Below are 22,763 nucleotides of genomic sequence, written 5' to 3'. Positions count from 1 at the left end.
GTAAACCCTTTATGAATTTAATTCTTTTTCAGTCAATATTTTTCCCGTCGTAAACCAAACTTCTATCTTACGATATGCATTGTTTATTCTGCAAATAATTTCATTCGTGTCGAATTTATTATCCGTTTTTTGTGCAATATCGGGATGATGTTTTTTTATTAAATGCTTCCATGCCTTTTTACAATCTTCCAAAGGTACTCCCGGTAAAACATTTAACACCGCAAAATCTTCGATTAATTCAGGCGGAACCGGAATACGCTTTTTCTCCGTATTTATTTTCGGCGGTGGACGGCGCTCCATTCTTGAAGCGGTTTTTCTATACTTTCCCTTAGGACGTAAAGCAGCTTCAAAAGGGTCTTCGTCCGAAGTTAATGCATCGCGCAAGATACTTCCCATTTCATCATAATAATTACCGCTCAATTTTAACCTCTAACAATAAAATCTTCCATATTTACTCCGCTTCCCGAAACTACACTGCGCTGTAAAACCGCTCCGATAAAAAAATCGAATTTTTCAGGGGCTTCCCCTATACTTAAAATTTTTTCTGTACGCAAGACGGCAATATCGCTTTTTGTAATTACCGAACCTTTTTGTAAATTTTTCGTATAATGAATAGACCTGTTGGTTCTTCCGTAATTCGGGCTTTCCGCTCCGCTTAATTTTTTTTCACCGGTACCTATTACTTTTTCTATTCTATCTTTAGAATAATTTAGACGCATTAAATCGTCGATTATTTCCTTACGGGAACATTTTGAATATTTTTTCAATGCGGAACACATTTGCGCAAACATTTCAGGCTCCAATGCAACCGGGTCGTCCAAACCTTTTTCGCTGCGCGAAAGACAAATGTGTTTTTCGATAATAAATCCGCCGTAAGCAAGACTTAGAGACGGAACCAAAATCGCGTCCATAGAATGGTCGCTTAAACCTACCGGTAAGTTAAATATCTTTTTTAAATTCCGTATAAGAGCCGCATTGTAACCGCTTTCCGGCGCAGGATATGCGGTTACGCAATGTAAAAGCGCAAGCGGCAATTCTCCGTTCACGCTTTTTACATCGATAATCGCTTTTTCAATATCCTTTAAAAGAGAAACTCCGGTTGAAAGAATCATAGGTAAGGAGAATTCCGCACAATGCTTTAAAAGCTGAGTATAATTAAGTTCAGGCGACGCAATTTTTATAAAATCCGGGTTAAGTTCTTTAAGTTCGTTCGCGGAGCGTATTCCGAAAGGCGTTGCGGAAAATAAAAGATTTTTACTGCGGGCATAGCTTGCAAGTTCCGCATAAAATCCTGCCGGTGTTTGAAGCTCTTTAAAACGCTCATAAAGCGGAACGGAACCGGTCGGTAAATTTACAAAGCCCGTGTCCGGATGCAGAATTTCGTCCGCATATACAATTTGGAATTTTACGGCGGACGCTCCCGATGAAAAAGCGGCGTCTATTAAAGTTTTTGCCCGATTAATATCCCCGTTGTGGCTTGTTCCTATTTCGGCAATTATAAGAGGATTTTCCATACAAAAAGTTTGTCCGCCTAAGTTTAAACTGTTCCCTAATTCTTTCATAAATATTCCGTAAAACAATAGTATATTAAATCCCCGAAAAAAACAAGCGGAACAACCTTGTAAACGTAAAACATCTATAAAACCCGTAAAAATTTTATTTGGTGTAACTATTTATATTACATCTATTGACATCACACCTATTACCGTGTTATTATCTTGATGTAATCATTATGATTACATCAAGATATTTTATTTTAATAATAGGAGTTAAAAATGAAAAAGATTGCAATTATCGGAGCTAACGGAAAGCAGGGGCTATGCTTAACAAATGAAGCCGTCAGCAGAGGTTATGAGGTTACCGCCGTAATACGTCATAAAAAAGCAAAAAACCCTAAGGCAAAGGTTTTACAAAAAGACTTATTTGATTTAACGGCGGAGGATTTAAAAGGGTTCGATGCCGTCATCGATTCTTTCGGAGTATGGACGGAGGACAAATTTCCCCAACACGGCAGCTCTCTTAGGCATTTATGCGAATGCTTAAAAAATTCAAAAACCAGACTTTTAGTTGTAGGCGGAGCCGGTTGTTTATACACCGATTCCTCGCATAAAACCATGCTTTTAAATGCGCCCGACTTCCCCGAAGAATTTAAGCCTCTTGCACGGGCGGAAGTTAATGCCTTTATGGAGTTAAAAGAATGCAAAGATGTATTATGGACATATCTTTGTCCGCCGTTCGATTTTAATCCTGACGGGAAGCGATGCGGTAAGTATAAACTTTCAGGAGCGGAAGTTCCGTTTAATTCCAAGGGAGAAAGTTCTATAAGTTATGCCGATTATGCAATTGCAATGATTGACGAGTTTGAAAATGCTAAATTTATTCAAAAGAATTTTTCGGTTGTAAGTATATAAATTATAAATACGTAACCGATAGTTATTTTTTGTCTTTTGTGTATAATATTTTTATAAGGATTTATTATATGCAAATAGGGACAAAATTTTCGGTTTCAATACATATTTTGCTTTGCGTAGAATTTTTTAAAAATACGCATAAGGTTACAAGCGAATTTATTGCTTCAAGCGTAAAAACAAATCCCGTCGTTATTAGAAATTTAATGGGCTTATTAAAAAAAGCGGGACTTATTTCCATTACGGCGGGAACCGGAGGAATTTGTTTAACCCGCAAAGCTTCCGAAATAAATTTTCTTGATGTATTTAACGCCGTTGAATCGGTAAAAGACGGTAAGCTGTTTAAAATACATAAAAATAAAGAACAGGATTGTCCCGTTGCAAATAAAATAGATGTTCTTCTTGAAAACTGCTTTTCCGAAGCACAGCTTTCCCTTGAAAAAAAATTAAAGTCTTATACCTTGCAAAATATTTTAAACAAACTGGTTTAATAAAGAAATTTACAAGCGGACTCTACCAGTTTTTCAGATACGGAATTAAGCACATCGGTATTCAGTTTAGTTAAATCGGAAGTACCGATTATAATAATTTTATATGCTTCGGAAAACAATTTAAAATCTTCCGCAGTTTTATCGGTAGCCAATTTACTCATAATATAAGCTCCCGTTTTTTCTACCGTTTCTTCTTCCGATTGCGATAAATCAAACTTTTGCATTAAGGTATTGTAATCTTCTTGCGAAAGAAGCCTGTAAATATTTTCATTATTCAAATTATTAAGCAGATACATCTTCATTTCCTTAAAAGGTATTCCTTTCGGATATTTAGATGCAAGCGCTTTAAAATTTTCTATGGATTGCCGTTTGCGGGCTTTTATCAGTTCCGAAATAAAAGCATCTTTACTTGGAAAAAAATGATAAAAGGTTCCTGCCGCTATACCTACGGCACGGGCAATATCGTGTATCTTTAACTTTTTCATTCCATATTGAGATAAAAGTTCATATCCTTTTTTAAAAAGAGCTTTTCTAACCGCTTCTTTTTCTTCAATTGTAAAATTAGCAGGCAAAGACTTCTCCTCTACAAAGTATTATATAGATTTCCGGTATAGTAACATAAAAATAATTTTACATCAATGAAGAGCCGATATACAAAAATGTAAAAATCATATAAAATAAAAAAATGCAATTAACAATTTGGTCTGCACTTATTCTATATTTTTGTGTTTTTCTCGCAGGTCTTGTAGATTCGGCGGCAGGCGGAGGAGGCTTGATTTCGCTTCCCGCATATTTATTTACGGGACTTAACACGCATACGGCAATCGGCTGTAATAAATTTTCCGCCGCCTGCGGGACCGGTTTTTCCGCAATGCGTTTTTTTAAAAACGGAGCATTGGATTGGAAGATTGCCTTTATTTCCGCAATATGCTCGTTTATTTCTTCATTTATCGGAATAAAAATAGCTTTTAAAATAAATCCTGAGGTTTTAAAAACGGTACTGATAATTATACTTCCCGTAGTTGCGGCAGCACTTTTATTAAAAAAGAATTTCGGGGTTGAAAACAAAGTCGAAGAAATTTCAAAAGCAAAAGCTTTCCGTTTTGCAGCTTATACCGGTTTGGCGGTAGGCTTTTATGACGGTCTTATAGGCCCCGGAACGGGAACTATTGCCATAATTGTATTTTCCGCATGTATGAAATATGATTTAAAAACAGCTTCAGGCAATGCGAAAATTTTAAACCTTGCTTCAAACTATGCTTCTCTCATTGTAGCCGTTTTAAACGGAAGTGTTATTTATCGGATTGCAATTCCTGCGGCAATATGCGGAATAATGGGTAATTATCTGGGTGCGGGGCTTGCTTTAAAAAAGGGTGCGGCTTTTATACGTCCTCTTATGGTTATTGTAATATGCCTTCTTTTTGCAAAGTTGTTTTACGACTTATTTGCAAGGTACTTTTTAGGCGGGTAAAATAACGCATTTAAACTTTAAATAATCAGGGAAGATATTTAGGAAGTATATTTTTTAAAGAATTAAACAAATTTATTTTCAGCTTATAAGAGCCGCCCGTTAATCCTGCCAATCTTGAACGCGCCGTTTTTCTGACGGAGTTTTCCTGAAATGTACATGTGCATGTAGAACAAATATATCCCGCTTCTTCCGCATGTCTTATAATCATCGATAAATCGGCAAGACAAAGCGGGCGTATTATCGTAACGGGATATTTATCGAATTTTAAAACGGGAGGCATTGTCGCTAAAATCCCTTTTTGAAGAGAATTCATTAAAAGCGTTTCTAAAATATCATCTATATGATGACCCAGAGCGATTTTATTAAAACCGTTTTCCATAGCAAATTTATTTAATTCGGTACGTCTTTGACTTGAACACCACCAGCAATTCATTTTTTCTCCCGGCTTTAATCGTCCTAAAACCGAAATTTTTTTTACGGTTAACGGAATATTCCACTCGTCAAAACGTTTTATAATTTCGGAAGAAAATTCCGGAGCAACATCGGAAGCTATGTGCATTGCATGTACGGTAAATTTAGGATTCGGCCGTTTTATACGCATCGAAAAATACTCCGCCAATGCAGTAGAATCTTTTCCGCCTGAAGCGGCAAGTAAAATTCTGTCGTTTTCTTCTATCATTTTATAATCGAATACCGCTCTATCAATTGTTCTAAAAAGTTTCGGGTTAGCCATAGCCGATTAAGATAAAAGATTTTAAGAAAAAAAGCAATAGCAAATTAATGCATTATATTGTTGACAAGATATGTAATTTATTATAGAATTTGCTTCTCTAATGTTATAAAGGAGAGTTTATATGCTTAAGTTTTTCAAAAGGAGGAAAATTTTCGCAATAAAAAGTATTTTTTCTTTTTTTTGTTTCGGTTTTATTTTTGCGTATGCACAAAATATAAAAAAAGAAGACAGGTTTAAAGTATGGGCTTTTAATGATGAAAGTAAGGTAGGATTCAATCATGTTTATAAAACCGCATTAAAAGACAACATAAAAGATGAATCGCTTTCCGATACCGAAAATATAAAAGGCCTTATTACCGTATACCTTCCGAAAAAAGAAGGTAAATGCCCTCTTATACTGATTGTTCACGGATATGCAGCTTCCAAGTTTTCCGTTTTGCCGTTGGGAAGAATTTTAGCATCATACGGATATGCCGCCGCAGTTTTTACCTCCAGAAAAAAAGAGGCTCCTAAAGATTGGATTGCCCCGCTTTCTTCCACATACGAATTACTAAAAGAAAAAAATGAAAACCCCGAACACAAACTGTACGGGTTACTCGATACCGAAAATGTAGGTATAGCGGTACATTCGTTGGGCGGCTCGGCGGCTTTATATTTCGCCGATTTTATGCCGTTTGTAAAAGCCGTTACTGCAATTCACCCTTATAACGGAGCTTCCGGATTTATCGAAAGAATTGCCGGTAAAAATGAAGAGTTGGGCGATGAATTTTCCGAAATACGCGGAGCGGTTCTTATTTTAACTTCCGAGACGGACGTAATTGCTTACCCCGAAAAAGCATATCGGTTTTTTAAAAATCTGAACAAAAACACGGCGGCATGTTTTTTATCGTTTAAAAATATAAATCACAACGACTGTTTGGATACTTACCGTATTGAAATTTTCGGCGGTTATCATAAGGAAAATTTTTCTTTATATTCTTATTTAATTACTTCATGGTTTGATTCATTCTTAAAAAACGAAAAACACAACCTTGAACTTTTTAAGAAAAACGGAAAAAGATTTTCCGAAATAGGACCCTTGTTGTACACCGATACAAAAAGAAAACATGGAGATTATCCCAATTACGATTCAAGAAATTTATAATATAGATTGTTTTCTAATAATAAAATGTTTTCCCATATATTTTTATAAGAATTTCGTATCGACCCTAAATCCTATTTATTTAGTATGTCAATATCCATTAAATCTATATGTATATTTTTACCTTTAATTTTTACTTTTTTTATAATTGGCGTAATTCCCAGTGCTTGTAAGATATACAGTTTAAAAAATATCTAAAGAACCTTTTTTTATTGCTATCTTTTCACAATAACGCAATATGATATATCCCAGCACCAGATATATTACTCCGATAATAAATTCTCCAAAAAATAAAGATAAGTTGCGAATCAAGCTCTCTCCTGCAAGTAAATTTTTTGTTAATGCAATACTTCTGGTTAAAGGTAATAAATATGATACCGGCTTAAGCATTGCGGGTAATTTTTCTATAGGATAATTTGCTCCTGTAAAAACAAGAAACATTACCGAGATAATATTAAGAATTAAATTCATACTGTCGGTTATCAACCCGAATGATGCAAGCAGCAACCCCATACAGGCCGCTGAAAAAATTCCGCATAATATTATTAATATAAAAGCCGGAATATTTATAGCCGAAAAATCGGCATTAAATATAAAAATACCTGCTAAAAGTGATATGAAAACCGTTACTAAAGAATCAAAAATATGGATAATTATCTTATTAAGAAAATTGGACAATGTATTGGCTAATGCTGCCACCGTATTTTTTAAGGTTCCGAAATATCTTTCTTCACGAAGTATGTTTCCAACGCCGAAAATGCAGTTATAAGAACACAAAATGATAGCATTCCCGGCTACATATTTTGCAATATCCTTTCCCGTATAAAGAAAATCCGCCAGCATACAAAAAAATACGAGTTGAAAAATAGGTGTAATAATTTTTACAAACAGATATGAGACCGGGTCTACCCAACCGAATAATGCTTTAAATGATAAATAGGACTGTTGAAAAAAACGCTTCATATTAACTTATCTCCATTGTTGCCGTTATGCGTACCCGTTTTTCAACAAGACCCAATATTATATAAGCCGAAATAAAATATACAATGGTAAGTATTAAAAGAATAATTGAAATAACAATATATTCTTTTATATTATTAACACCTTCTATTGTCATTATAATGATTTTAACTGTCCATGTGGGAGAGAGAGCCCATGACAACCAGCGTATCCATTGCGGAAGATTTTCGATTGGTATTAAAAACCCGCATAAAATATATATTGGAAATTCCATGCAATTCATAAAAATTCTTGTTTTACGTGACAATGTAAATAAGGCTGCAAATATTAAAGATATCGCCATAAATGATACTATCATTTCAAAAAAAGAAATAATAAACAGGATTGGATTTGCAAGGTAAAATAAATCTTTAAAAAATATTGCGGTAATTACAAAAATAATGACCATTGGAAGGCTGCCTAATAATGTATTACCGAGAGTTTTACTAAATATAATGATTCTATAATCTGTCGGCGTACTCATAATGTTTTTTAACGTTCCCATTCTACGCTCTCTATCTATATCACCGGCGGATGAAAAAGCAATGGAACTCCATAATGTAAGCATTCCGGTTCCCAATACAACAAAACTCATAAAGTTTTTTATAGTAGATACTTTAAACATCATATACGTCATTATTATATATAAACACGGTTGTATTACAATACAAAAACGGTACATCGGGCGAGCCCATGATTGTTTTATCTGTAATAAAATAGACGTCCAAATAATTTTATTCATGATTTATACCTACAAGTTTAATATAAACATTTTCAAGGGAAGGCTCCGAAATATCCATTTTTATGATATTATTACTCTCCAAAGCTTCAATTATGCAGGCTGCAATATTATTGTATCCCGTTGTATATTTAATACGGAGTTTAGAACAATCCTTATTAAGCCATTCCGTTTCAATAACGCCTTCAATTTCCAATATTTTTTTAGTATCTATTTTATTACGAATTTCTACGGTCATTGATATTATATTGTCAATTTGTTCCATTAAATTATCAACAGTATCGCAGATAAGCAGATTTCCTTTATTGATTATAGCAACCCGTTGACAAAGTTCTTGAACTTCATGCATATAGTGTGAAGTAAAAACTATTGTTTTAGATTGTGCTGTTAACCGTTTAATTATCGTATGCAGCTCCGTTGCACCGATGGGGTCAAGACCTATAGTAGGTTCATCCATAAAAATAATCTGCGGATTATTTATAAGGCCTTTAGCTATTTGCAGCCGTTGTATCATTCCTTTTGAATAGGTTTCAACTCGATAATTTGCTCTTTCTGCCAATCCGACAAGATTGAGTAATTTTGGAATTCTTTCATTTTGAATATGTGCCGGGATTTTATATAGGTTTGAAAAATAAGTAAGATTATCTTTTGCAGAAAGCCTACGATATACACCGTACTCTCCGCCGAATATAAAATTAATATGAGGTCGTATTTGTTTTTCTTGTCCAAACGTATCATACCCTAAAACTTTACATGTACCGCCTGTAGGAGCAAGAATAGTGGTAAGTATTTTTATAATTGTAGTCTTACCCGCTCCGTTTGGCCCTACTAAACCAAATATTTCTCCTTGATTTACTTTAAATGACACATTTTGAACGGCATTAACAACTTCCGTCTTTTTTTTTAAAAATCCGGTATGTGTTTTAAATGTTCTTGAAAGATTAGTTACTTCAATCACATGATTATCCATACAATTACCCCTTTTTAAGTTTACAGTATATATCCTTTATATCAATTAATACATTAGTTCAATAAAAAATCTCCTAACTCCCCATATAAACAATAGTATAATTTATTTATTTTGTCTATACTAAAAAATATTAAAAAAATAAACCCAATACGATATCCTTGACAGATATTACTTCCCGTATTATCATAGATTTAAATGAAACAACTTGCATTTACCGATTATGACATCATCGTTATAGGCGGAGGCCCCGCAGGGACGGCTGCGGCCCTGGCCGCCTCGGAAAAAAATCCCAAGCTGAAAATCGCCCTTATAGAAAGAGAAGAGCAGATAGGAGGCATTTTAAAGCAATGTATTCATGACGGCTTCGGTCTAATCCGCTTTAAGGAAAGACTGACAGGCCCTGAATATGCGTGGCGTTACAAGGAAATGGTAGAGGCAAGAGAAAATATAGATATTTTTCTTTTTACTTTTTTAACCAAGTTAAAAAAAGAAAATAAGTTTTTTTCCATGGAATTTACAAATCCCGAATACGGTGTTTTTAATTTAAGGGCAAAAAGTCTTATTGCCGCAACGGGCTGCCGCGAAAGAACCGACAGACAAGTCGCAATACACGGCGACAGACCGGCAGGAATTTTTACCGCAGGACAAGCGCAAGCTTTTATAAATTTACACGGTTATATGCCCGGGAAAAAATGCGTAATACTGGGCTCGGGAGACATAGGCCTTATTATGGCACGCAGGCTTACTATAGAAGGAGCTAAAGTCGAAGGAGTCTACGAAATCAAATCCGTACCTTCAGGCTTAACCCGAAACCTCGTACAATGTCTTGAAGATTACGGCATTCCTCTTCATTTAAAAACAACCGTAACTTCGGTTGAAGGTGAAAAAAGGATAAAAGCCGTTTATGTTGCAAAGGTTGACGAAAAGATGAACCCCGTTCCGGGTACCGAAAGACGTATCGAATGTGATACTTTAATTTTAAGTGTCGGTTTAATCCCGGAAAATGAAATCTTATTAAGTTTAAACGTTCCCATAAACGAAAAAACAAAGGGCCCTATAGTAGACCAGGAAATGCATACAAAGATAAGCGGTTTATTTTCATGCGGAAACGCATTGCATGTAAACGACCTGGTAGACTACGTTTCCGAGTCGGGAAAAACGGCAGGAGAAGCCGCTTGCCGCTTTGCGGAAAATATTTCTTTAAGTAAGGCGGAAAAAAACGAAAAAGAATATCCGGACAAATGCAAAATAGAACTTAAAGGAAAATTCCTTTACGCCGTTCCGCAGGAAATCAATCCCGAACTAAAAACCGATATTGTTTTTTATTTTCGCTCCTCCGAAGAGTTAAAAAATGTAAAATTAGAATTAAATGTAAACGGTAAAACGATTTTTGAAAAAAAATATACGGAATTAAAACCTCCCGAAATGGAACGTTTTGTTTTACCTTATAAAAAACTCGAAGAAATAAGTACAATCGAAAAATCGGAACTTGTACTTATAGAAAATCCGCTTTAATTTTATTCGGTAAATACAATTCGGGATTTAACGGTCTATAAAACAAAAAATCTTATAAAGATTTTTAAAAATTGTTGCATTTTCTTTATTTTTTCTATTGCAAAACATGTCTTATATGTATATAATCGCTCCCGTAAATTCATTAGGAGGCAATTGACATGAATACAAAAAATGGGTATATTACCCCCCCCCCCCCCCCCCCGAAAAAATAGGCAGGAAAACGATGAATAGAAAAGGGTCTCGGATTTAAACTTACATTTATCGTTTCGGCGGTACTGCTTGCGGTTTTTACCGGTAAGGGAACTTATGACAGTATAAGAGATTATAAACGTTCAATTAACGAAAATACTGAAATTACAAAAAACCAAAACGAAAGCTTTGTTCACGACATTGAATCTATTTTTGCCGAAGTCGGTCAGTCGGCAAGAGATATGGTAGCAGTTATAGAAGCGGAACTTAATTTGCCCGTCGAACAAAGAAGCAGAAACCGTTTGCTTGAAATTTCAAAAGTTATTTTAGCTGAAAATGAAACCTTAGAAGCCTTCGGGATTCTTTTCGAACCTAACGCCTTTGACGGAAAAGATTCGGAGTTTAAAGGTATTCCTCTTTACAGAACAAACGGACGCTTTCTTACGTATACCAATAAAAAGGACGGCACCATTGTAATAGACGGAGTTGACGACCCCTCTAAAGAATATTGGTATTACGAGCCCATAAAACAGCAAAACTCGGTTTTATGTCCTCCCTATGATTATGAATCCAATATCGTTACAACTCTGGCCATACCGATAATTCATAAAGGGAAGGTATTGGGAGCTTTAAATGCCGATATAAACGTTACTTTTATTCAAAAAAGAGTGGAGCAAATACCGTCCACTTCAAAAGAAAATTTCAGAGTTTTATGCGCCGATACGGGTACTATAATCGCTCACGGAGTGGATTCTTCAAAGGTTATGACAAATCAGCTTGAAGTAACTCCGGAATTTAAGGATATTTTTACTTCCGTTGCAATGGGAAAAAGCGGAGAAATGCTCAGCTCTTCACAGACTTCAGGCTTAAACTCTATTTTTATCTTTATACCGGTCAGATTTAAAGGAGTGGAAACAAAATGGGCTCTTGTTTCGGTAACTTCGATTAGCTTATCTACACGGGAAGCAAGAAAAGGTATGTTTACTACGGCAATATACTATACGGTTGCCCTATGTTTGGTTGTAATTGTGCTTTTTATCTTAATCCGCACAATGATATCAAAACCGATTCAATTTACCAATAATGCTCTTAGAGATATTGCTCAAGGCGACGGAGATTTAACGGTCAGACTTCCCTTGCGCGGTAATGACGAAATGACCGATTTAGCCGTATATTTTAACAGAACTATAGAAAAAATAGGCAATTCAATAAAAACTGTCGAAAATAATACTTATATTATGGAAAGTATCGGAGAAGAGCTTTCAAGTAATATGACCCAAACCGCAAGTTCTATGAATCAAATAAACGGAAATATCGACGGCGTAAAACAGCAGGCTATGACACAGGAAGCAAGCGTAAAAGCAACCGCCGCAACGGTTGACGAAATTATCCGTACAATACAACAACTTAATTCCAGCATAGAAACCCAAGCGGCAAGCGTTGCGGAATCTTCGGCATCTATAGAGCAAATGGTCGCAAATATTGACTCCATTACTCAAACTCTGGAAAAAGCGAATACCGCAGTAGAAAATCTTGCTTCGGCTACCGAAGACGGTAAAAGAACTGTTAACACTTCAAACAGTGTAACACAAAAAATTGCGGAAGAATCGGACGGCCTTATGGAGGCTTCAAGCGTTATTCAGCATATTGCAAGCCAAACCAATTTACTTGCAATGAATGCCGCAATAGAGGCCGCTCACGCGGGAGATGCGGGAAAAGGCTTTGCGGTTGTTGCAGACGAAATCAGAAAACTGGCGGAAGAATCGAGCGTTCAAGGCAAAAATATTACCGCAACTTTAAAAACCCTTTCGGGGGAAATAGAAACTTTATCAGCTTCGTCAAAAACGGTAGAAGAAAAGTTTAACGTTATTTTCGGTTTGTCGGACCAAGTAAAAACTATGAGTAATAAATTAATGGAAGCGATGAAAGAACAAAAACACGGCAGTAAAGAGATTCTTGCCGCTATAAAAAACATCAATACCGTAACGGTAGAAGTTCAAGACGGTTCCGATAAAATGCTGCGCGGCGGTGAAAATGTTGCGTATGAAATGAAAAAACTTGATGAGCTTACTCACGGTATAGCAGGCAGTATGAACGAAATGGCTTCCGGCGTTGTTCAGATAAACCATGCAGTACAGGAAGTAAATGAAATAACGCAAAAAAATAAAAGAAGTATAATAAACCTTGTAAATGAGGTAAAGAAATTTAAGGTATAAGGAGTTTTTATGGGAAAATTAGACGGTAAAGTTGCGGTTATCACCGGAGCCGCAGTAGGTGTAGGAGAAGGTATTGCGGAAGCCTATGTCAAACACGGTGCAAAGATTTGTATGATTAACCGCTCGGAAAGGGTCGAAAAAACCGCCGAAAGACTTCGCAAGCAATACAATGCGGAAATAATTACGGTTGTTGCAGATGTTTCCAATAAAGAACAAATGGAAGCGGCGGTAAAAAAGACTGTGGAAACCTTCGGTGCAGTACATATTGCGTGCTGCAATGCGGGGGTATGTCGGCTGGCACCCTTTGAAGAGATGACGGACGAAATGCGGGATTTCCATATCGACGTGAATATTAAAGGAGTATGGAATACTTGTAAAGCGGTTGTCCCTTATATGTTAAAACAGGGTGGAGGCAGTATTGTTATCGCTTCCTCCGTTACGGGCGATATCGTTGCAGATGCGGGCGAAGCGGCCTATGCAACTACTAAAGCCGCTCTTGTAGGATTAACAAAATGTCTTGCCGTGGAATATGCTTCAAGGAATATCCGAGTAAACTGTACACAGCTCGGTTACGCCCGAACTCCTATGGTAGAAGGTATGGCTAAAGAGTCCAATCCCGAAAATCCGGAAAAAGCAATAAGCGATATTGCCGTAGGAGTACCTATGAAACGGCTTGCCAAACCTATAGAAGTAGGCGAACTTTCGGCATTTTTAGGAAGCGATGAATCTTCTTACATCACCGGAGCTCAAATAGTAATAGACGGAGGCAGCACTCTTCCTGAAACTATGAGTATGGGAACAAGCTGATAAAACTTATTAAATAATTACAAAAGACGGCTTACAGTTTTCCGTAAACCGTCTTTTATTTTAAATACAAGCTCTAAAAATATTTACTCAAGCCAAATTTGAGAAACACCGAACTGTACTTTTAATTCTTCCGCAAAATCGGGTGTTGCAGGCACCTTTAACTGCGGAGACGCTTTTATAATATAATCGAAACCTTCTTCTTTCGTATGAATATAAACATCGCAAGAACCGCTCCTTTCATATAAAAAATCCTTTAAATGAACAAGCTCCTGTTCCAAAGTTATATTCGGGTCCAATTCTATATGAACTTCACTGATTGCTTTTTGCTGTAAGCTGTTAATATCTATAACCTCATCTACCAAAAAAGAAGCGGCTCCCTCTCTTGAGTTATCCACAGTACCCGAAAATCCGCAAACGGTTTCAGGCAAGAGTTTTGCCCTTGATTTTTCCCACGTATCGGAAAAAAACACGAGGTCGATAGCTCCGTTTAAATCTTCAAAGGTTCCGAAGCCCATAGGTTTTCCTTTTTTCGTTTGATAGGGGCGTACTCCCGTAAGCATTCCTACAAGCACATACTTCTTTTTTGAAATTGCGCGCGAAAGGTGTGCTATATTAAGAGTTTCCGAATTTTCAATTACCTTTCTATACTCGTCCAAGGGGTGACCGGAAATATAAAAACCCATAAGCTCTTTTTCAAGCCTGAGTTTTTCCTTTTGCGGAAAATCTTCAATAGGCTCAAAAATAAAATCGGAAAATTCTTTAATACCGGAATCTTCAAATAAACTGGCCTGCCCGGTAGAAGAGCTTTCTTTTTTTTGAGCGGCATAAGCTACGGCCTTTTCCATATTAAGAATAAGCGCAGAACGGACTTGCCCCAAACCGTCAAAACAGCCCGTTTTTATCATTACCTCAAGACAGCGTTTATTTTGAGTATGTAAATCATTTCTTTCCAAAAAATCCAAAAACGATTTATATTTTCCGTTTTTACGCCTTTCTTCGGAAAGCTCCGTTGCAGCCTGTAAACCCACTCCCTTTATTCCCATAAGACCGAATACTATATTTCCGTCTTCCGAAACGCTGAAATAAGGGTCTGACTGATTTATATCGGGCGGAAGAATTTTAAGCCCCATTTTTTCGGCTTCGGCAATGTATTCCGGTAATTTATCGGCTGTAGTAATTTCATTGGTTAAGTTAGCCGCCATAAATTCGGCGGGAAAGTGAGCTTTTAAATATGCCGTTTGAAACGCCAAAACCGAATATGCCGCCGCATGACTTTTATTAAAACCGTAACCTGCGAAAGGAATAAGAATTTCGAAAATTCTATCCGCATCGGCTTTAGAAAAACCCTTTTGTAAAGCCCCCGCAATAAATTTTTCCTTTTCGGTTTTCATAACTTCAATTTTTTTCTTTCCCATTGCGCGGCGTAAAATATCCGCTTGTCCCAGCGTATAACCTGCAATACGCTGCGCAACTTGCATAACCTGCTCCTGATAAACTATAACACCGTATGTTTCCGAAAGAATATCTTCCAAACACGGGTCGGGATATTTTATTTTAGAATGGTCAAACTTCGATTCTATAAATTGGTTTATGTAATCCATAGGGCCCGGTCTGTATAAGGCATTTAAAGCTATTAAGTCTTCCATTTTATTCGGCTTGGCACGCTTTAAAATATTCTGCATTCCCTGACTTTCAAATTGAAATACCGCGGCCGCCTTACCTTCGCTCAGCATTTCAAAAGTTTTTTTATCGGAATAATCTATATTTTCTATTGAAAAACTTTGCCACTCGCCGCCGCGTTTATGAATCAATGCTTCGGTATGCTTTATAAGGGTTAAAGTTTTTAAACCTAAAAAGTCCATCTTTACAAGTCCGCAATCCTCAATTAAATCCATAGTAAATTGCGTTGCGACTTTTCCCGTCTTGGAATCTTTATAAAGCGGAACATAATCGGTTAAGGCCGTTTTACCTATAACTATGCCGGCTGCATGAAGGCCCGTATTTCTGTTTGAACCCTCAAGCACCAGCGACTTTTCAAAAAGTTCCTTATATGCCTGTTCTTCCGACATCGCTTTTAACTCGGGTACTATATCTATCGCATATTTTAAAGAAACGGCTTTTACATCTTCCGAAAGAGGCTTATCGGGAATAAGTTTTGTAATTGCATTTACATCGGCAAGCGGAACATTTAAAACTCGCCCTACATCTTTTACAACGGCTTTCGCTTTTAAGGTTCCGAAGGTAATAATTTGACCTACGTTTTCATCTCCGTATTTTTTACGCACATAATCGATTACCTCTTGCCTTCTTTCGAAGCAAAAATCCACATCAAAGTCCGGCATTGAAACGCGTTCAGGATTTAAAAACCGTTCAAAAAGTAAATTGTACTTTAAGGGGTCTATATCGGTAATTCTTAGAGCATAAGCTAAAATAGAGCCCGCTCCGGAACCGCGCCCCGGACCTACGGGAATGTTGTTATTTTTTGCCCAGTTAATAAAATCCCAAACAATTAAAAAATAACCGACAAAGTCCATCTTAATTACTACGCCCAATTCATAATCCAACCTTTCTTTTATTTCAGGCGTAATTTCGGCATAGCGTTTTTTTAATCCCTCTTCAGCCAAGCTGCGGATATAGTCCTCTTTTGAACTGAAGCCTTCGGGAATTTCATATATGGGAAGAATAGGGCCCGGCTGCGGAATTTTTAAATTACACATATCCGCAATGCGTACAGTATTAAGCATTGCTTCAGGATATTCGGGAAAAAGGGCTGCCATTTCTTCTTCCGATTTAAAGTAGAATTCCTTACCTTCAAATTTCATACGGTTTGTATCGTCTTTCAGTTTTTTCATTCCGATACATAAAAGAATATCCTGCGCTTCGGCATCTTTTTTTTCCGCATAATGAATATCGTTTGTTACTACAAGCGGAACACCGATTCTACGGGCTATTTCTATTAAAAGCTTTGAAGCCCTTTTTTCTTCTTTTATTCCGTGGTCTTGTATTTCTATAAAATAATTTTCGGCTCCGAAAATTTTACGGTACTTGCGTATATGCTCTTCAGCCTTTTCCGTTTCGCCGTTAAGTAAAAGCACCGGCAGTTCCCCCGCAATACAAGCGGAAAGACAAATAAGGCCTTCCGAGTGCCGCTCTAAAAGTTCTTCGTCTATACGCGGTTTATAATACATACCTTCAATAAAACCTTTGGAGCATAAAAGCATTAAATTACGGTAACCCGTTTCATTTTTTGCAAGAAGAATAAGATGATAATATTTTTTCCCGTTGGGCGCTTCTTTTTTTTCAAAGCGGCTGCCTACAGCAACATATACCTCGCAGCCTATTATAGGTTTTATTCCTTTTTCATTACATGCCTTATAAAACACGACGGCTCCGAACATATTACCGTGGTCGGTCAATGCCAAAGCCGGTTGTCCCAACTCCGCCGCCTTTGCTACAAGTTTTTTTACCGAAGCCGCTCCGTCTAAAAGCGAAAAATCCGAATGAACATGAAGATGAACGAAATTACTTTCCATATTTTTTAGACTAGCATAAAGCAAGGAATTTTACAAGTCTTATAGAAGGTTTATAGACATTGAATTTAAGTACTACCTTGCATTATTAAATAAAATTGTGTATAATCTTCTAATGAGTATTCCCAGTGATTTATCACATCTTTTAAGAATGTTTTCCATAAGGAAGGACAGTCCGCAAGTACCGTTGCCGGCGTTTAAAGACTATATTCAGCGTTATGCAAAACACTATTTACAACAAAAACCGGAGCTTGTCGTATATCTCGAAATTTCTCAAGAGCTTTTACTGGAAGAATTAAAAAAGCTGCAAATAGAACATAAAGTTGAAATTATTGCGGATAAATCGGATTCTTACACTATTTTTATTCCGTATTTCTTTATAGATAAAATAAATAAACGGTATAAAGAAATAGAAACAAAACCGGAAATTCCTTTTCCTTTGATATCGGAATTGCCTAAGAATTTTCCCGTTTCGCTTTTAAAAAAAATGGCGGTTTCGGACGCTTTCGCATCTTTGGAAGTAAATCAGGACGGGAAAAATTTCTTATACAGCCTTGATTACAGCGGCGATATTCCCAATCTGATTTTCCCGGGAACATATACGGCGGGGAAAATTTTAAATCTTGCACTTGCAAAAATAAGACAGTTTTTAATTAAAGACGAATCCCGCGATTATATGCAAAAAAGACTTATGCTCGCAAATCCCGGAAAAGAATTTACGGTTAGGACATTTATTACGCGCTCCGCCTCTTATACCGCAGAATCTTTTAAAAATATGGCGGACTCCGGCGATACAACCTTGCTTTGGGGCCAGCTATGCGCCTTTATAAAACAGGAATTTTCAAAAAAAACCGAAAAACTTACCGATGAAATAGCCTTGCTGCAATCGGCAGGCATTGTAGAATATCTTAATAATTATTACAGAAACCAGCTGCAAAAAGATTTACAAACCGAAACGGCATTAAAAAATCTTTTACTGGCTTTTCAAAAAAGCCCGTATTATTTTACAATGAAACAAATTACACAATTTACGGATACCAGAGGAATCCCGTTACTGGGGCAATACTCCGAAAAGACTCTTCAGGATTTTATGAAAGAAAAAACGGCCGTTTCGGGAGAGTTTACTTTACCGGATATTCTTACATTCAAAAATACTTCCGAAGAAAGGTTTTATGTTCTTGCCGAAAAAGCCGTTCCCCTTATTATATCTCTAATTAACGAAGCCCGTAAACCTGTACGCGATGAGTGTATAAAAAGATGGCATCATATTTTAAGCAGTTTTTATAAAGACGACTCAATGAAAGATGAAGCCGCATTTTCCAATTTAATACGCACAATTACAGCGGAAGCCGCTCCGAACCTTTACGGTCTTCTAAACGCCCCGTTTACAACGGCATTGCTTTCGGATTCGCGGTTAAACGAAATACAAAATTTGGAAATAAACAGAATTTTCCCCGGAGGAAAAATTGCACCTTATTCCGAAATTCTTATGCTGAGCCGCACGGAATTGCTCAGCGATACAAAAATTCTCTTACCTTTTTGGTACGGTATTCCTTTTGTTTACTCCATCGTTGCATTTTTTAAACGGCCTAAAAACAAACAAAAAAAAGACAATAATCAAGCAAAGAAAAACGAACAGCAAATTATTTCACGTACCAAACTGACGCTTAAAGACGCCGCCGAAAATATTTCCGCCGAGTTTATTCCGCAAGGAATGACCTTTGATGAAGCTCTTAAAAGATATTTGGACGAATGGAATCAAAATTTAAATACGACCGTTCGGGATAATTTAACCGAAGATGTAAATGCTTTAATACGCGATTATATACGCAGCGTGCAAAAAACTCTTTCAACCGTAAACTTTACCGTAGAGAGAGTCCGCGGATTGGCTCAAACTTTAGCAGGGACACCGAGTCTTTTAAAAATAAAAAACAGTAAGGCTTTAACAAAATACATAGAGCTTTATATTCTCAAAGTTATAAAAAAATATTTTTAAAATTTATGCAAAATTTTATTTCTGTTATTAACACGGTTTTTTTAAGTATATTGCTGCAAGCCTTCCCCTTTATGCTGCTCGGAGCAATTATTTCTTCAATATTACATATTTTTGTTTCGGATAAATTCGTAATAAAAATATTCCCGAGCAAAAACGGACTCGGCTTTTTAACGGCTCTTTTCGGAGGACTTTGCTTCCCGGTATGCGAATGCGCTTCCGTACCCGTAATTTCCGGATTGATAAAAAAAGGCGTTGCTATGCCTATTGCAATTACCTTTATGCTTGCAGCCCCAATATTAAATCCTATTTCCATTATGTCTACTCTCTATGCATTCCCCGACAAACCTATGGTTATGATATATAGAATTTTTTTCGGTATTGTAACGGCTCTTGCAATAGGGCTTTTTCTTTTATTTTATCCTAAATCAAAGTACTTAAAAGAAGACGGCAAAATAGAGCCTTCCTGTTCCTGCGGTTGCGCTCATACACATTCCGATAAAGAAACGGAAACACATCATGTACATTGCAGCTGCAATTCCGGCAATCATAATTGCGATGATAAAAGCCGTGAAGATATACGCTTCGGAGAAAATTTAAAAGAGCTTTTTTTACACACCGGAGAGGAATTTTTTAATGCGGGTAAATATTTAATTTTCGGAGCCTTGGTTACCGCAATTATACGTGTATGCGTTCCTGCCGATTTTTTTATAAAATTTACGGCGGGAAATTCTTATACGGGCATTGCCCTTATGATGTTATTCGCATTTTTGTTTTCAGCTTGTTCAACCTCGGACGCTTTTATTGCAAGAAGTTTTTACGGAAATTTTTCCCTGTTTTCCGTTATGGGGTTTCTCGTATACGGGCCGATGATGGATATAAAAAATATTTTTATGCTGCTCTCATTTTTTAAAAAGCAATTTGTAATCGAACTTGCAATTATAATTACCGTATTGAATTTTATTTTCGTAACGGCTTTGGGCTTTATTTTTTTATAAATAGGAATTTAAAATGAATAAAAAACGTCTTTGCTTTAATAATATTTCCTTTGAACAAATTGTACAAGGTATAATTTTATTTGCTTTCGGAATTATTTTTTTATATTCGGTAATCTCAAAAAAAGCCTTACAATACGTCCACATAAGGCATACCGGAATTATTATCTTTGCGTCAATAATTTTTTTTATTATTTCTTTTTTAAAATTCCGCAACATTTTTTCTATAAAACACGAATCGAAAAAAACTTTTCCGTTTTATACAATCGCCTTTATTTTACCGATATTATTTGCCTGTATAATTCCGTATAAACCCCTAACGCTGGATTCTCTTGCCTTTCATACGGAAATTTTTTCACAACAACAGCAGCACGTTACTCAATTGCCGCCGAAACCCGTAACCCCCGCCTTCCGGAATTACAGGACGGTTATGTAATTATGGACGATGATTCTTTCGGACGCTGGCTGCCAGAGCTTTATTTAAATTTGGATTCTTGGACGGATAAAAAAATAAAAATAGAAGGCGCAGTTTGGAAAAATTCGGAAATACTCGGAGAAAAAGAATTCGCAATCGGAAGAATGATGATGGTGTGCTGTGCGGCGGATATGCAGCCTGCAGGCCTTATTGCAAATTGGCAAGAGGCCGACTCTCTCTCCGATGACGATTGGGTACGCATTACGGGCACAATTTCCAAAATAGAATATGAAGGGTCTTTTGAGCCCCTGATACTTGTAGAAAAAGCGGAAAAAATCAAACGTCCGATATTGGAATATGTCTATCCGTTTTAAACTTCCTTACATTGTTTTTAACGGAATGTGCCGCCATACAACCGGTAAATACCGTAACACTTGCCGTCAATGCAAAACCCTCCGCCGCCCGCCTATTTTATCAAACGCTTAAAAGGTTTTTATAAAATCTTCTTATATTTTCATTATTAAAAAAATGTGTTATACTGCTCTTCTTATGGAGTATATCAAAACCGTTTCAGAATGTATTAAAAATATCAGCCCGATAAAAACGCAAGGCGACTTAAGTATTAAAATTATTTCCGTCGAATACGATTCCCGAAAAGTAACAAAAACCGAAAAAGGCGGTGCCGCTTTTTTTGCATTGCCGGGTATACATACCGACGGGAAAAAATTTATCAACAGCGCAATACAAAACGGAGCTTCTTGTATTTTTTACGAAGGAGAATTAAACGAATTTAAATCCGATATTTGTTATATTCAAGTTGAAAACATAAGACATGTTATGTCAAAAGTTTCGGCGGAATTTTACGGCAATCCGTCGTACCGTTTAGGTGTAATCGGAGTTACCGGCACCGAAGGGAAAAGCAGCACGGTTTCTTTTATTTTTCAGCTTTTAAATTTATGCGGAAAAAAAACCGGTTTTTTTCAACTGTGGAATATTCCGTTGACGGTACGGTTATTCCCAACCCCGAACATCAAACAACTCCCGAATCGAATATTGTACATCAACGGCTTTCTCAAATGGCGGACGAGGGCTGCATATATGCGGTAGTCGAATCTTCCTCGCACGGTCTTTCGCCTTTAACGGCACGGCTTTCGGACGTCGTTTTCGATGCAGGTGTTTTTATGAATGTAACACAGGAACATTTGGAATTTCACGGAACGCTTGAACGGTACCGTTACGATAAGGCAAATTTATTCCGCGCATTGGATATTCCCCGCTCCAAAAAAAAAGATATTCCTATTTTCGGTGTTGTAAATTATGAAGACTCTTCCGCATCTTATTTTATAAACGCGACTGAAAAACCGGTTTTCCCTTTCAGTACGCTGCAAAAAGATAAAGAAAAAATAAAATCCATGGACGGCTTACTCGCAAAAAATATCAAAGAGTATTCGGGCGGAATAAATTTTACGGTTACAGAATTTAAAAACGGAAATGAAACGGAACATTCGGCTTCGCTTAAACTTTGCGGTTTATTTAATGTAAAAAATGTTTTGGCGGCGATTATTACGGTGAACAAAATTGCCGGAATTGAATTAAAAACAATTATAGAAAAACTCCCGCTTCTTAAACCGGTAAAGGGAAGAATGACTTTAATTGATGAAGGTCAAAATTTTGAAGTAATTATCGATTATGCTCATACACCTTCATCGTTTATGACGGTTCTTCCGCCTATAAACGAAAGAATAAAAAAATCCGGCGGAAAAATTATTTCGGTTTTCGGCTCGGGCGGAGAACGCGATTTACAAAAACGTCCCGCTCAGGGAAGAATTGCAGCCGAGTATTGCGACATAGTTATTCTTACAGATGAAGACCCGCGCGGAGAGGACTCCGTAGAGCTTTTGGAAATGATAGCGGCAGGTTGCAAAAACAAAAAAGCGGGCGAAGAGCTTTTTATAATTCCCGACAGACCTTCGGCAATTAAAAAAGCATTCACTCTTGCAAAGCAAAACGATGCGGTTTTGCTCTTAGGCAAGGGCCACGAAAACTCCATTATTTATAAGGACAAAACAATACCTTATGATGAAGAAACTGCGGCAAGAGAAATTTTAAAAACCTTAAAAAAAATGTAATGTAAAGAAACTTGAAATTATT

At 36.7% G+C, this 22,763-nt stretch carries 19 protein-coding genes and 1 pseudogene; 12 read left to right on the top strand and 8 right to left on the bottom strand.

The window, feature by feature from the left end; translation table 11 throughout:
* Nucleotides 1-9: 9 nt before the first annotated feature.
* A complete protein-coding gene (locus DYQ05_RS04290; protein WP_020964704.1) occupies nucleotides 10-420 on the bottom strand; it encodes a J domain-containing protein in 411 nt (136 codons plus the stop codon).
* A 2-nt stretch (nucleotides 421-422) separates the two neighbouring features.
* Nucleotides 423-1,562 (bottom strand): N-acetylneuraminate synthase family protein, encoded by a 1,140-nt coding sequence (locus tag DYQ05_RS04285; RefSeq protein WP_024465499.1) that lies wholly within the window; start codon nucleotides 1,560-1,562, stop codon nucleotides 423-425.
* Between the two features lie 213 nt (nucleotides 1,563-1,775).
* Between DYQ05_RS04285 and DYQ05_RS04280 the strand changes: the two genes are divergently transcribed.
* Both DYQ05_RS04280 and DYQ05_RS04275 read left to right on the top strand, forming a co-directional pair.
* A complete protein-coding gene (locus tag DYQ05_RS04280; RefSeq protein WP_206183906.1) occupies nucleotides 1,776-2,411 on the top strand; it encodes an SDR family oxidoreductase in 636 nt (211 codons plus the stop codon).
* A 68-nt stretch (nucleotides 2,412-2,479) separates the two neighbouring features.
* Nucleotides 2,480-2,899 carry an Rrf2 family transcriptional regulator gene (locus tag DYQ05_RS04275; protein ID WP_024465500.1) on the top strand — a complete coding sequence of 140 codons (420 nt, stop codon included), beginning with the start codon at nucleotides 2,480-2,482 and terminating at the stop codon, nucleotides 2,897-2,899.
* On the opposite strand, the gene DYQ05_RS04270 is transcribed toward DYQ05_RS04275, so the two are convergent.
* Nucleotides 2,896-3,471, bottom strand: coding sequence for a TetR/AcrR family transcriptional regulator (locus tag DYQ05_RS04270; protein WP_206183905.1), 576 nt, complete (start codon nucleotides 3,469-3,471; stop codon nucleotides 2,896-2,898). The genes DYQ05_RS04275 and DYQ05_RS04270 overlap by 4 nt on opposite strands.
* 113 nt (nucleotides 3,472-3,584) lie before the next feature.
* On the opposite strand from DYQ05_RS04270, the gene DYQ05_RS04265 reads away from it, so the two are divergent.
* Nucleotides 3,585-4,370, top strand: a complete 786-nt coding sequence (locus tag DYQ05_RS04265; protein ID WP_206183904.1) for a sulfite exporter TauE/SafE family protein — start codon at nucleotides 3,585-3,587, stop codon at nucleotides 4,368-4,370.
* Nucleotides 4,371-4,395: 25 nt separating this feature from the next.
* Here DYQ05_RS04265 and DYQ05_RS04260 read toward each other — a convergent pair whose 3' ends face one another.
* Nucleotides 4,396-5,103: a tRNA 2-thiocytidine biosynthesis TtcA family protein gene (locus DYQ05_RS04260; protein ID WP_194076387.1), complete on the bottom strand. Its 708-nt coding sequence runs from the start codon at nucleotides 5,101-5,103 to the stop codon at nucleotides 4,396-4,398.
* Between the two features lie 121 nt (nucleotides 5,104-5,224).
* Here DYQ05_RS04260 and DYQ05_RS04255 point away from each other — a divergent pair, with 121 nt between their 5' ends.
* Nucleotides 5,225-6,247: an alpha/beta hydrolase family protein gene (locus tag DYQ05_RS04255; RefSeq protein WP_252723511.1), complete on the top strand. Its 1,023-nt coding sequence runs from the start codon at nucleotides 5,225-5,227 to the stop codon at nucleotides 6,245-6,247.
* Between the two features lie 180 nt (nucleotides 6,248-6,427).
* Here the strand turns inward: DYQ05_RS04255 and DYQ05_RS04250 are convergent, their stop codons facing one another.
* Genes DYQ05_RS04250 through DYQ05_RS04240 form a run of 3 tightly spaced genes read right to left on the bottom strand, consistent with a single transcriptional unit; the run spans nucleotide 6,428 to nucleotide 8,952 of the window.
* On the bottom strand, nucleotides 6,428-7,207 hold the full coding sequence (locus DYQ05_RS04250) for an ABC transporter permease (protein ID WP_020964696.1): 780 nt from the start codon (nucleotides 7,205-7,207) through the stop codon (nucleotides 6,428-6,430).
* A 1-nt stretch (nucleotide 7,208) separates the two neighbouring features.
* Nucleotides 7,209-7,985, bottom strand: coding sequence for an ABC transporter permease (locus DYQ05_RS04245; protein ID WP_194076377.1), 777 nt, complete (start codon nucleotides 7,983-7,985; stop codon nucleotides 7,209-7,211).
* Nucleotides 7,978-8,952 (bottom strand): ABC transporter ATP-binding protein, encoded by a 975-nt coding sequence (locus tag DYQ05_RS04240; RefSeq protein ID WP_024465501.1) that lies wholly within the window; start codon nucleotides 8,950-8,952, stop codon nucleotides 7,978-7,980. Before DYQ05_RS04240 ends, DYQ05_RS04245 begins: the two co-directional genes overlap by 8 nt.
* Before the next feature lie 195 nt (nucleotides 8,953-9,147).
* Between DYQ05_RS04240 and DYQ05_RS04235 the strand changes: the two genes are divergently transcribed.
* From DYQ05_RS04235 to ucpA, 3 genes are all read left to right on the top strand, one after another.
* Nucleotides 9,148-10,467 carry an FAD-dependent oxidoreductase gene (locus DYQ05_RS04235; protein ID WP_206183903.1) on the top strand — a complete coding sequence of 440 codons (1,320 nt, stop codon included), beginning with the start codon at nucleotides 9,148-9,150 and terminating at the stop codon, nucleotides 10,465-10,467.
* 431 nt (nucleotides 10,468-10,898) lie between these two features.
* A complete protein-coding gene (locus DYQ05_RS04230) occupies nucleotides 10,899-12,872 on the top strand; it encodes a methyl-accepting chemotaxis protein (protein ID WP_353934590.1) in 1,974 nt (657 codons plus the stop codon).
* A 9-nt stretch (nucleotides 12,873-12,881) separates the two neighbouring features.
* Entirely contained in the window at nucleotides 12,882-13,679 is a 798-nt protein-coding gene (gene ucpA, locus DYQ05_RS04225; RefSeq protein ID WP_020964691.1) for an SDR family oxidoreductase UcpA, read from the top strand.
* Between the two features lie 83 nt (nucleotides 13,680-13,762).
* Here the strand turns inward: ucpA and dnaE are convergent, their stop codons facing one another.
* Nucleotides 13,763-17,212 (bottom strand): DNA polymerase III subunit alpha, encoded by a 3,450-nt coding sequence (dnaE, locus tag DYQ05_RS04220; RefSeq protein ID WP_206183902.1) that lies wholly within the window; start codon nucleotides 17,210-17,212, stop codon nucleotides 13,763-13,765.
* A 112-nt stretch (nucleotides 17,213-17,324) separates the two neighbouring features.
* On the opposite strand from dnaE, the gene DYQ05_RS04215 reads away from it, so the two are divergent.
* From DYQ05_RS04215 to DYQ05_RS04200, 5 genes and pseudogenes are all read left to right on the top strand, one after another.
* Nucleotides 17,325-19,205: a hypothetical protein gene (locus DYQ05_RS04215; protein ID WP_024466479.1), complete on the top strand. Its 1,881-nt coding sequence runs from the start codon at nucleotides 17,325-17,327 to the stop codon at nucleotides 19,203-19,205.
* Between the two features lie 5 nt (nucleotides 19,206-19,210).
* On the top strand, nucleotides 19,211-20,200 hold the full coding sequence (locus DYQ05_RS04210) for a permease (protein ID WP_206183901.1): 990 nt from the start codon (nucleotides 19,211-19,213) through the stop codon (nucleotides 20,198-20,200).
* A 13-nt stretch (nucleotides 20,201-20,213) separates the two neighbouring features.
* Nucleotides 20,214-20,633: a DUF1980 domain-containing protein gene (locus DYQ05_RS13630; RefSeq protein ID WP_252723510.1), complete on the top strand. Its 420-nt coding sequence runs from the start codon at nucleotides 20,214-20,216 to the stop codon at nucleotides 20,631-20,633.
* Between the two features lie 2 nt (nucleotides 20,634-20,635).
* Complete coding sequence (locus DYQ05_RS13625) at nucleotides 20,636-20,986, top strand: TIGR03943 family putative permease subunit (RefSeq protein WP_252723509.1); 351 nt, start codon at nucleotides 20,636-20,638, stop codon at nucleotides 20,984-20,986.
* 175 nt (nucleotides 20,987-21,161) lie between these two features.
* Nucleotides 21,162-22,741: pseudogene (locus DYQ05_RS04200) on the top strand (UDP-N-acetylmuramoyl-L-alanyl-D-glutamate--2,6-diaminopimelate ligase).
* Nucleotides 22,742-22,763: the final 22 nt, after the last annotated feature.

Source organism: Treponema pedis (genome assembly GCF_017161325.1).
In the GTDB taxonomy this organism is placed as follows: domain Bacteria; phylum Spirochaetota; class Spirochaetia; order Treponematales; family Treponemataceae; genus Treponema_B; species Treponema_B pedis.
This window is presented reverse-complemented; position numbering and strand designations above follow the sequence as displayed.

Excerpts from the sequence above, each read along its gene's own strand:
- DYQ05_RS04285 (WP_024465499.1), bottom strand. The coding sequence starts at position 1,562 with ATGAAAGAATTAGGGAACAGTTTAAACTTAGGCGGACAAACTTTTTGT.
- DYQ05_RS04280 (WP_206183906.1), top strand. The coding sequence starts at position 1,776 with ATGAAAAAGATTGCAATTATCGGAGCTAACGGAAAGCAGGGGCTATGC.
- DYQ05_RS04275 (WP_024465500.1), top strand. The coding sequence starts at position 2,480 with ATGCAAATAGGGACAAAATTTTCGGTTTCAATACATATTTTGCTTTGC.
- DYQ05_RS04265 (WP_206183904.1), top strand. The coding sequence starts at position 3,585 with ATGCAATTAACAATTTGGTCTGCACTTATTCTATATTTTTGTGTTTTT.
- DYQ05_RS04260 (WP_194076387.1), bottom strand. The coding sequence starts at position 5,103 with ATGGCTAACCCGAAACTTTTTAGAACAATTGATAGAGCGGTATTCGAT.
- DYQ05_RS04255 (WP_252723511.1), top strand. The coding sequence starts at position 5,225 with ATGCTTAAGTTTTTCAAAAGGAGGAAAATTTTCGCAATAAAAAGTATT.
- DYQ05_RS04250 (WP_020964696.1), bottom strand. The coding sequence starts at position 7,207 with ATGAAGCGTTTTTTTCAACAGTCCTATTTATCATTTAAAGCATTATTC.
- DYQ05_RS04245 (WP_194076377.1), bottom strand. The coding sequence starts at position 7,985 with ATGAATAAAATTATTTGGACGTCTATTTTATTACAGATAAAACAATCA.
- DYQ05_RS04240 (WP_024465501.1), bottom strand. The coding sequence starts at position 8,952 with ATGGATAATCATGTGATTGAAGTAACTAATCTTTCAAGAACATTTAAA.
- DYQ05_RS04235 (WP_206183903.1), top strand. The coding sequence starts at position 9,148 with ATGAAACAACTTGCATTTACCGATTATGACATCATCGTTATAGGCGGA.
- DYQ05_RS04230 (WP_353934590.1), top strand. The coding sequence starts at position 10,899 with ATGGTAGCAGTTATAGAAGCGGAACTTAATTTGCCCGTCGAACAAAGA.
- ucpA (WP_020964691.1), top strand. The coding sequence starts at position 12,882 with ATGGGAAAATTAGACGGTAAAGTTGCGGTTATCACCGGAGCCGCAGTA.
- dnaE (WP_206183902.1), bottom strand. The coding sequence starts at position 17,212 with ATGGAAAGTAATTTCGTTCATCTTCATGTTCATTCGGATTTTTCGCTT.
- DYQ05_RS04215 (WP_024466479.1), top strand. The coding sequence starts at position 17,325 with ATGAGTATTCCCAGTGATTTATCACATCTTTTAAGAATGTTTTCCATA.
- DYQ05_RS04210 (WP_206183901.1), top strand. The coding sequence starts at position 19,211 with ATGCAAAATTTTATTTCTGTTATTAACACGGTTTTTTTAAGTATATTG.
- DYQ05_RS13630 (WP_252723510.1), top strand. The coding sequence starts at position 20,214 with ATGAATAAAAAACGTCTTTGCTTTAATAATATTTCCTTTGAACAAATT.
- DYQ05_RS13625 (WP_252723509.1), top strand. The coding sequence starts at position 20,636 with ATGGACGATGATTCTTTCGGACGCTGGCTGCCAGAGCTTTATTTAAAT.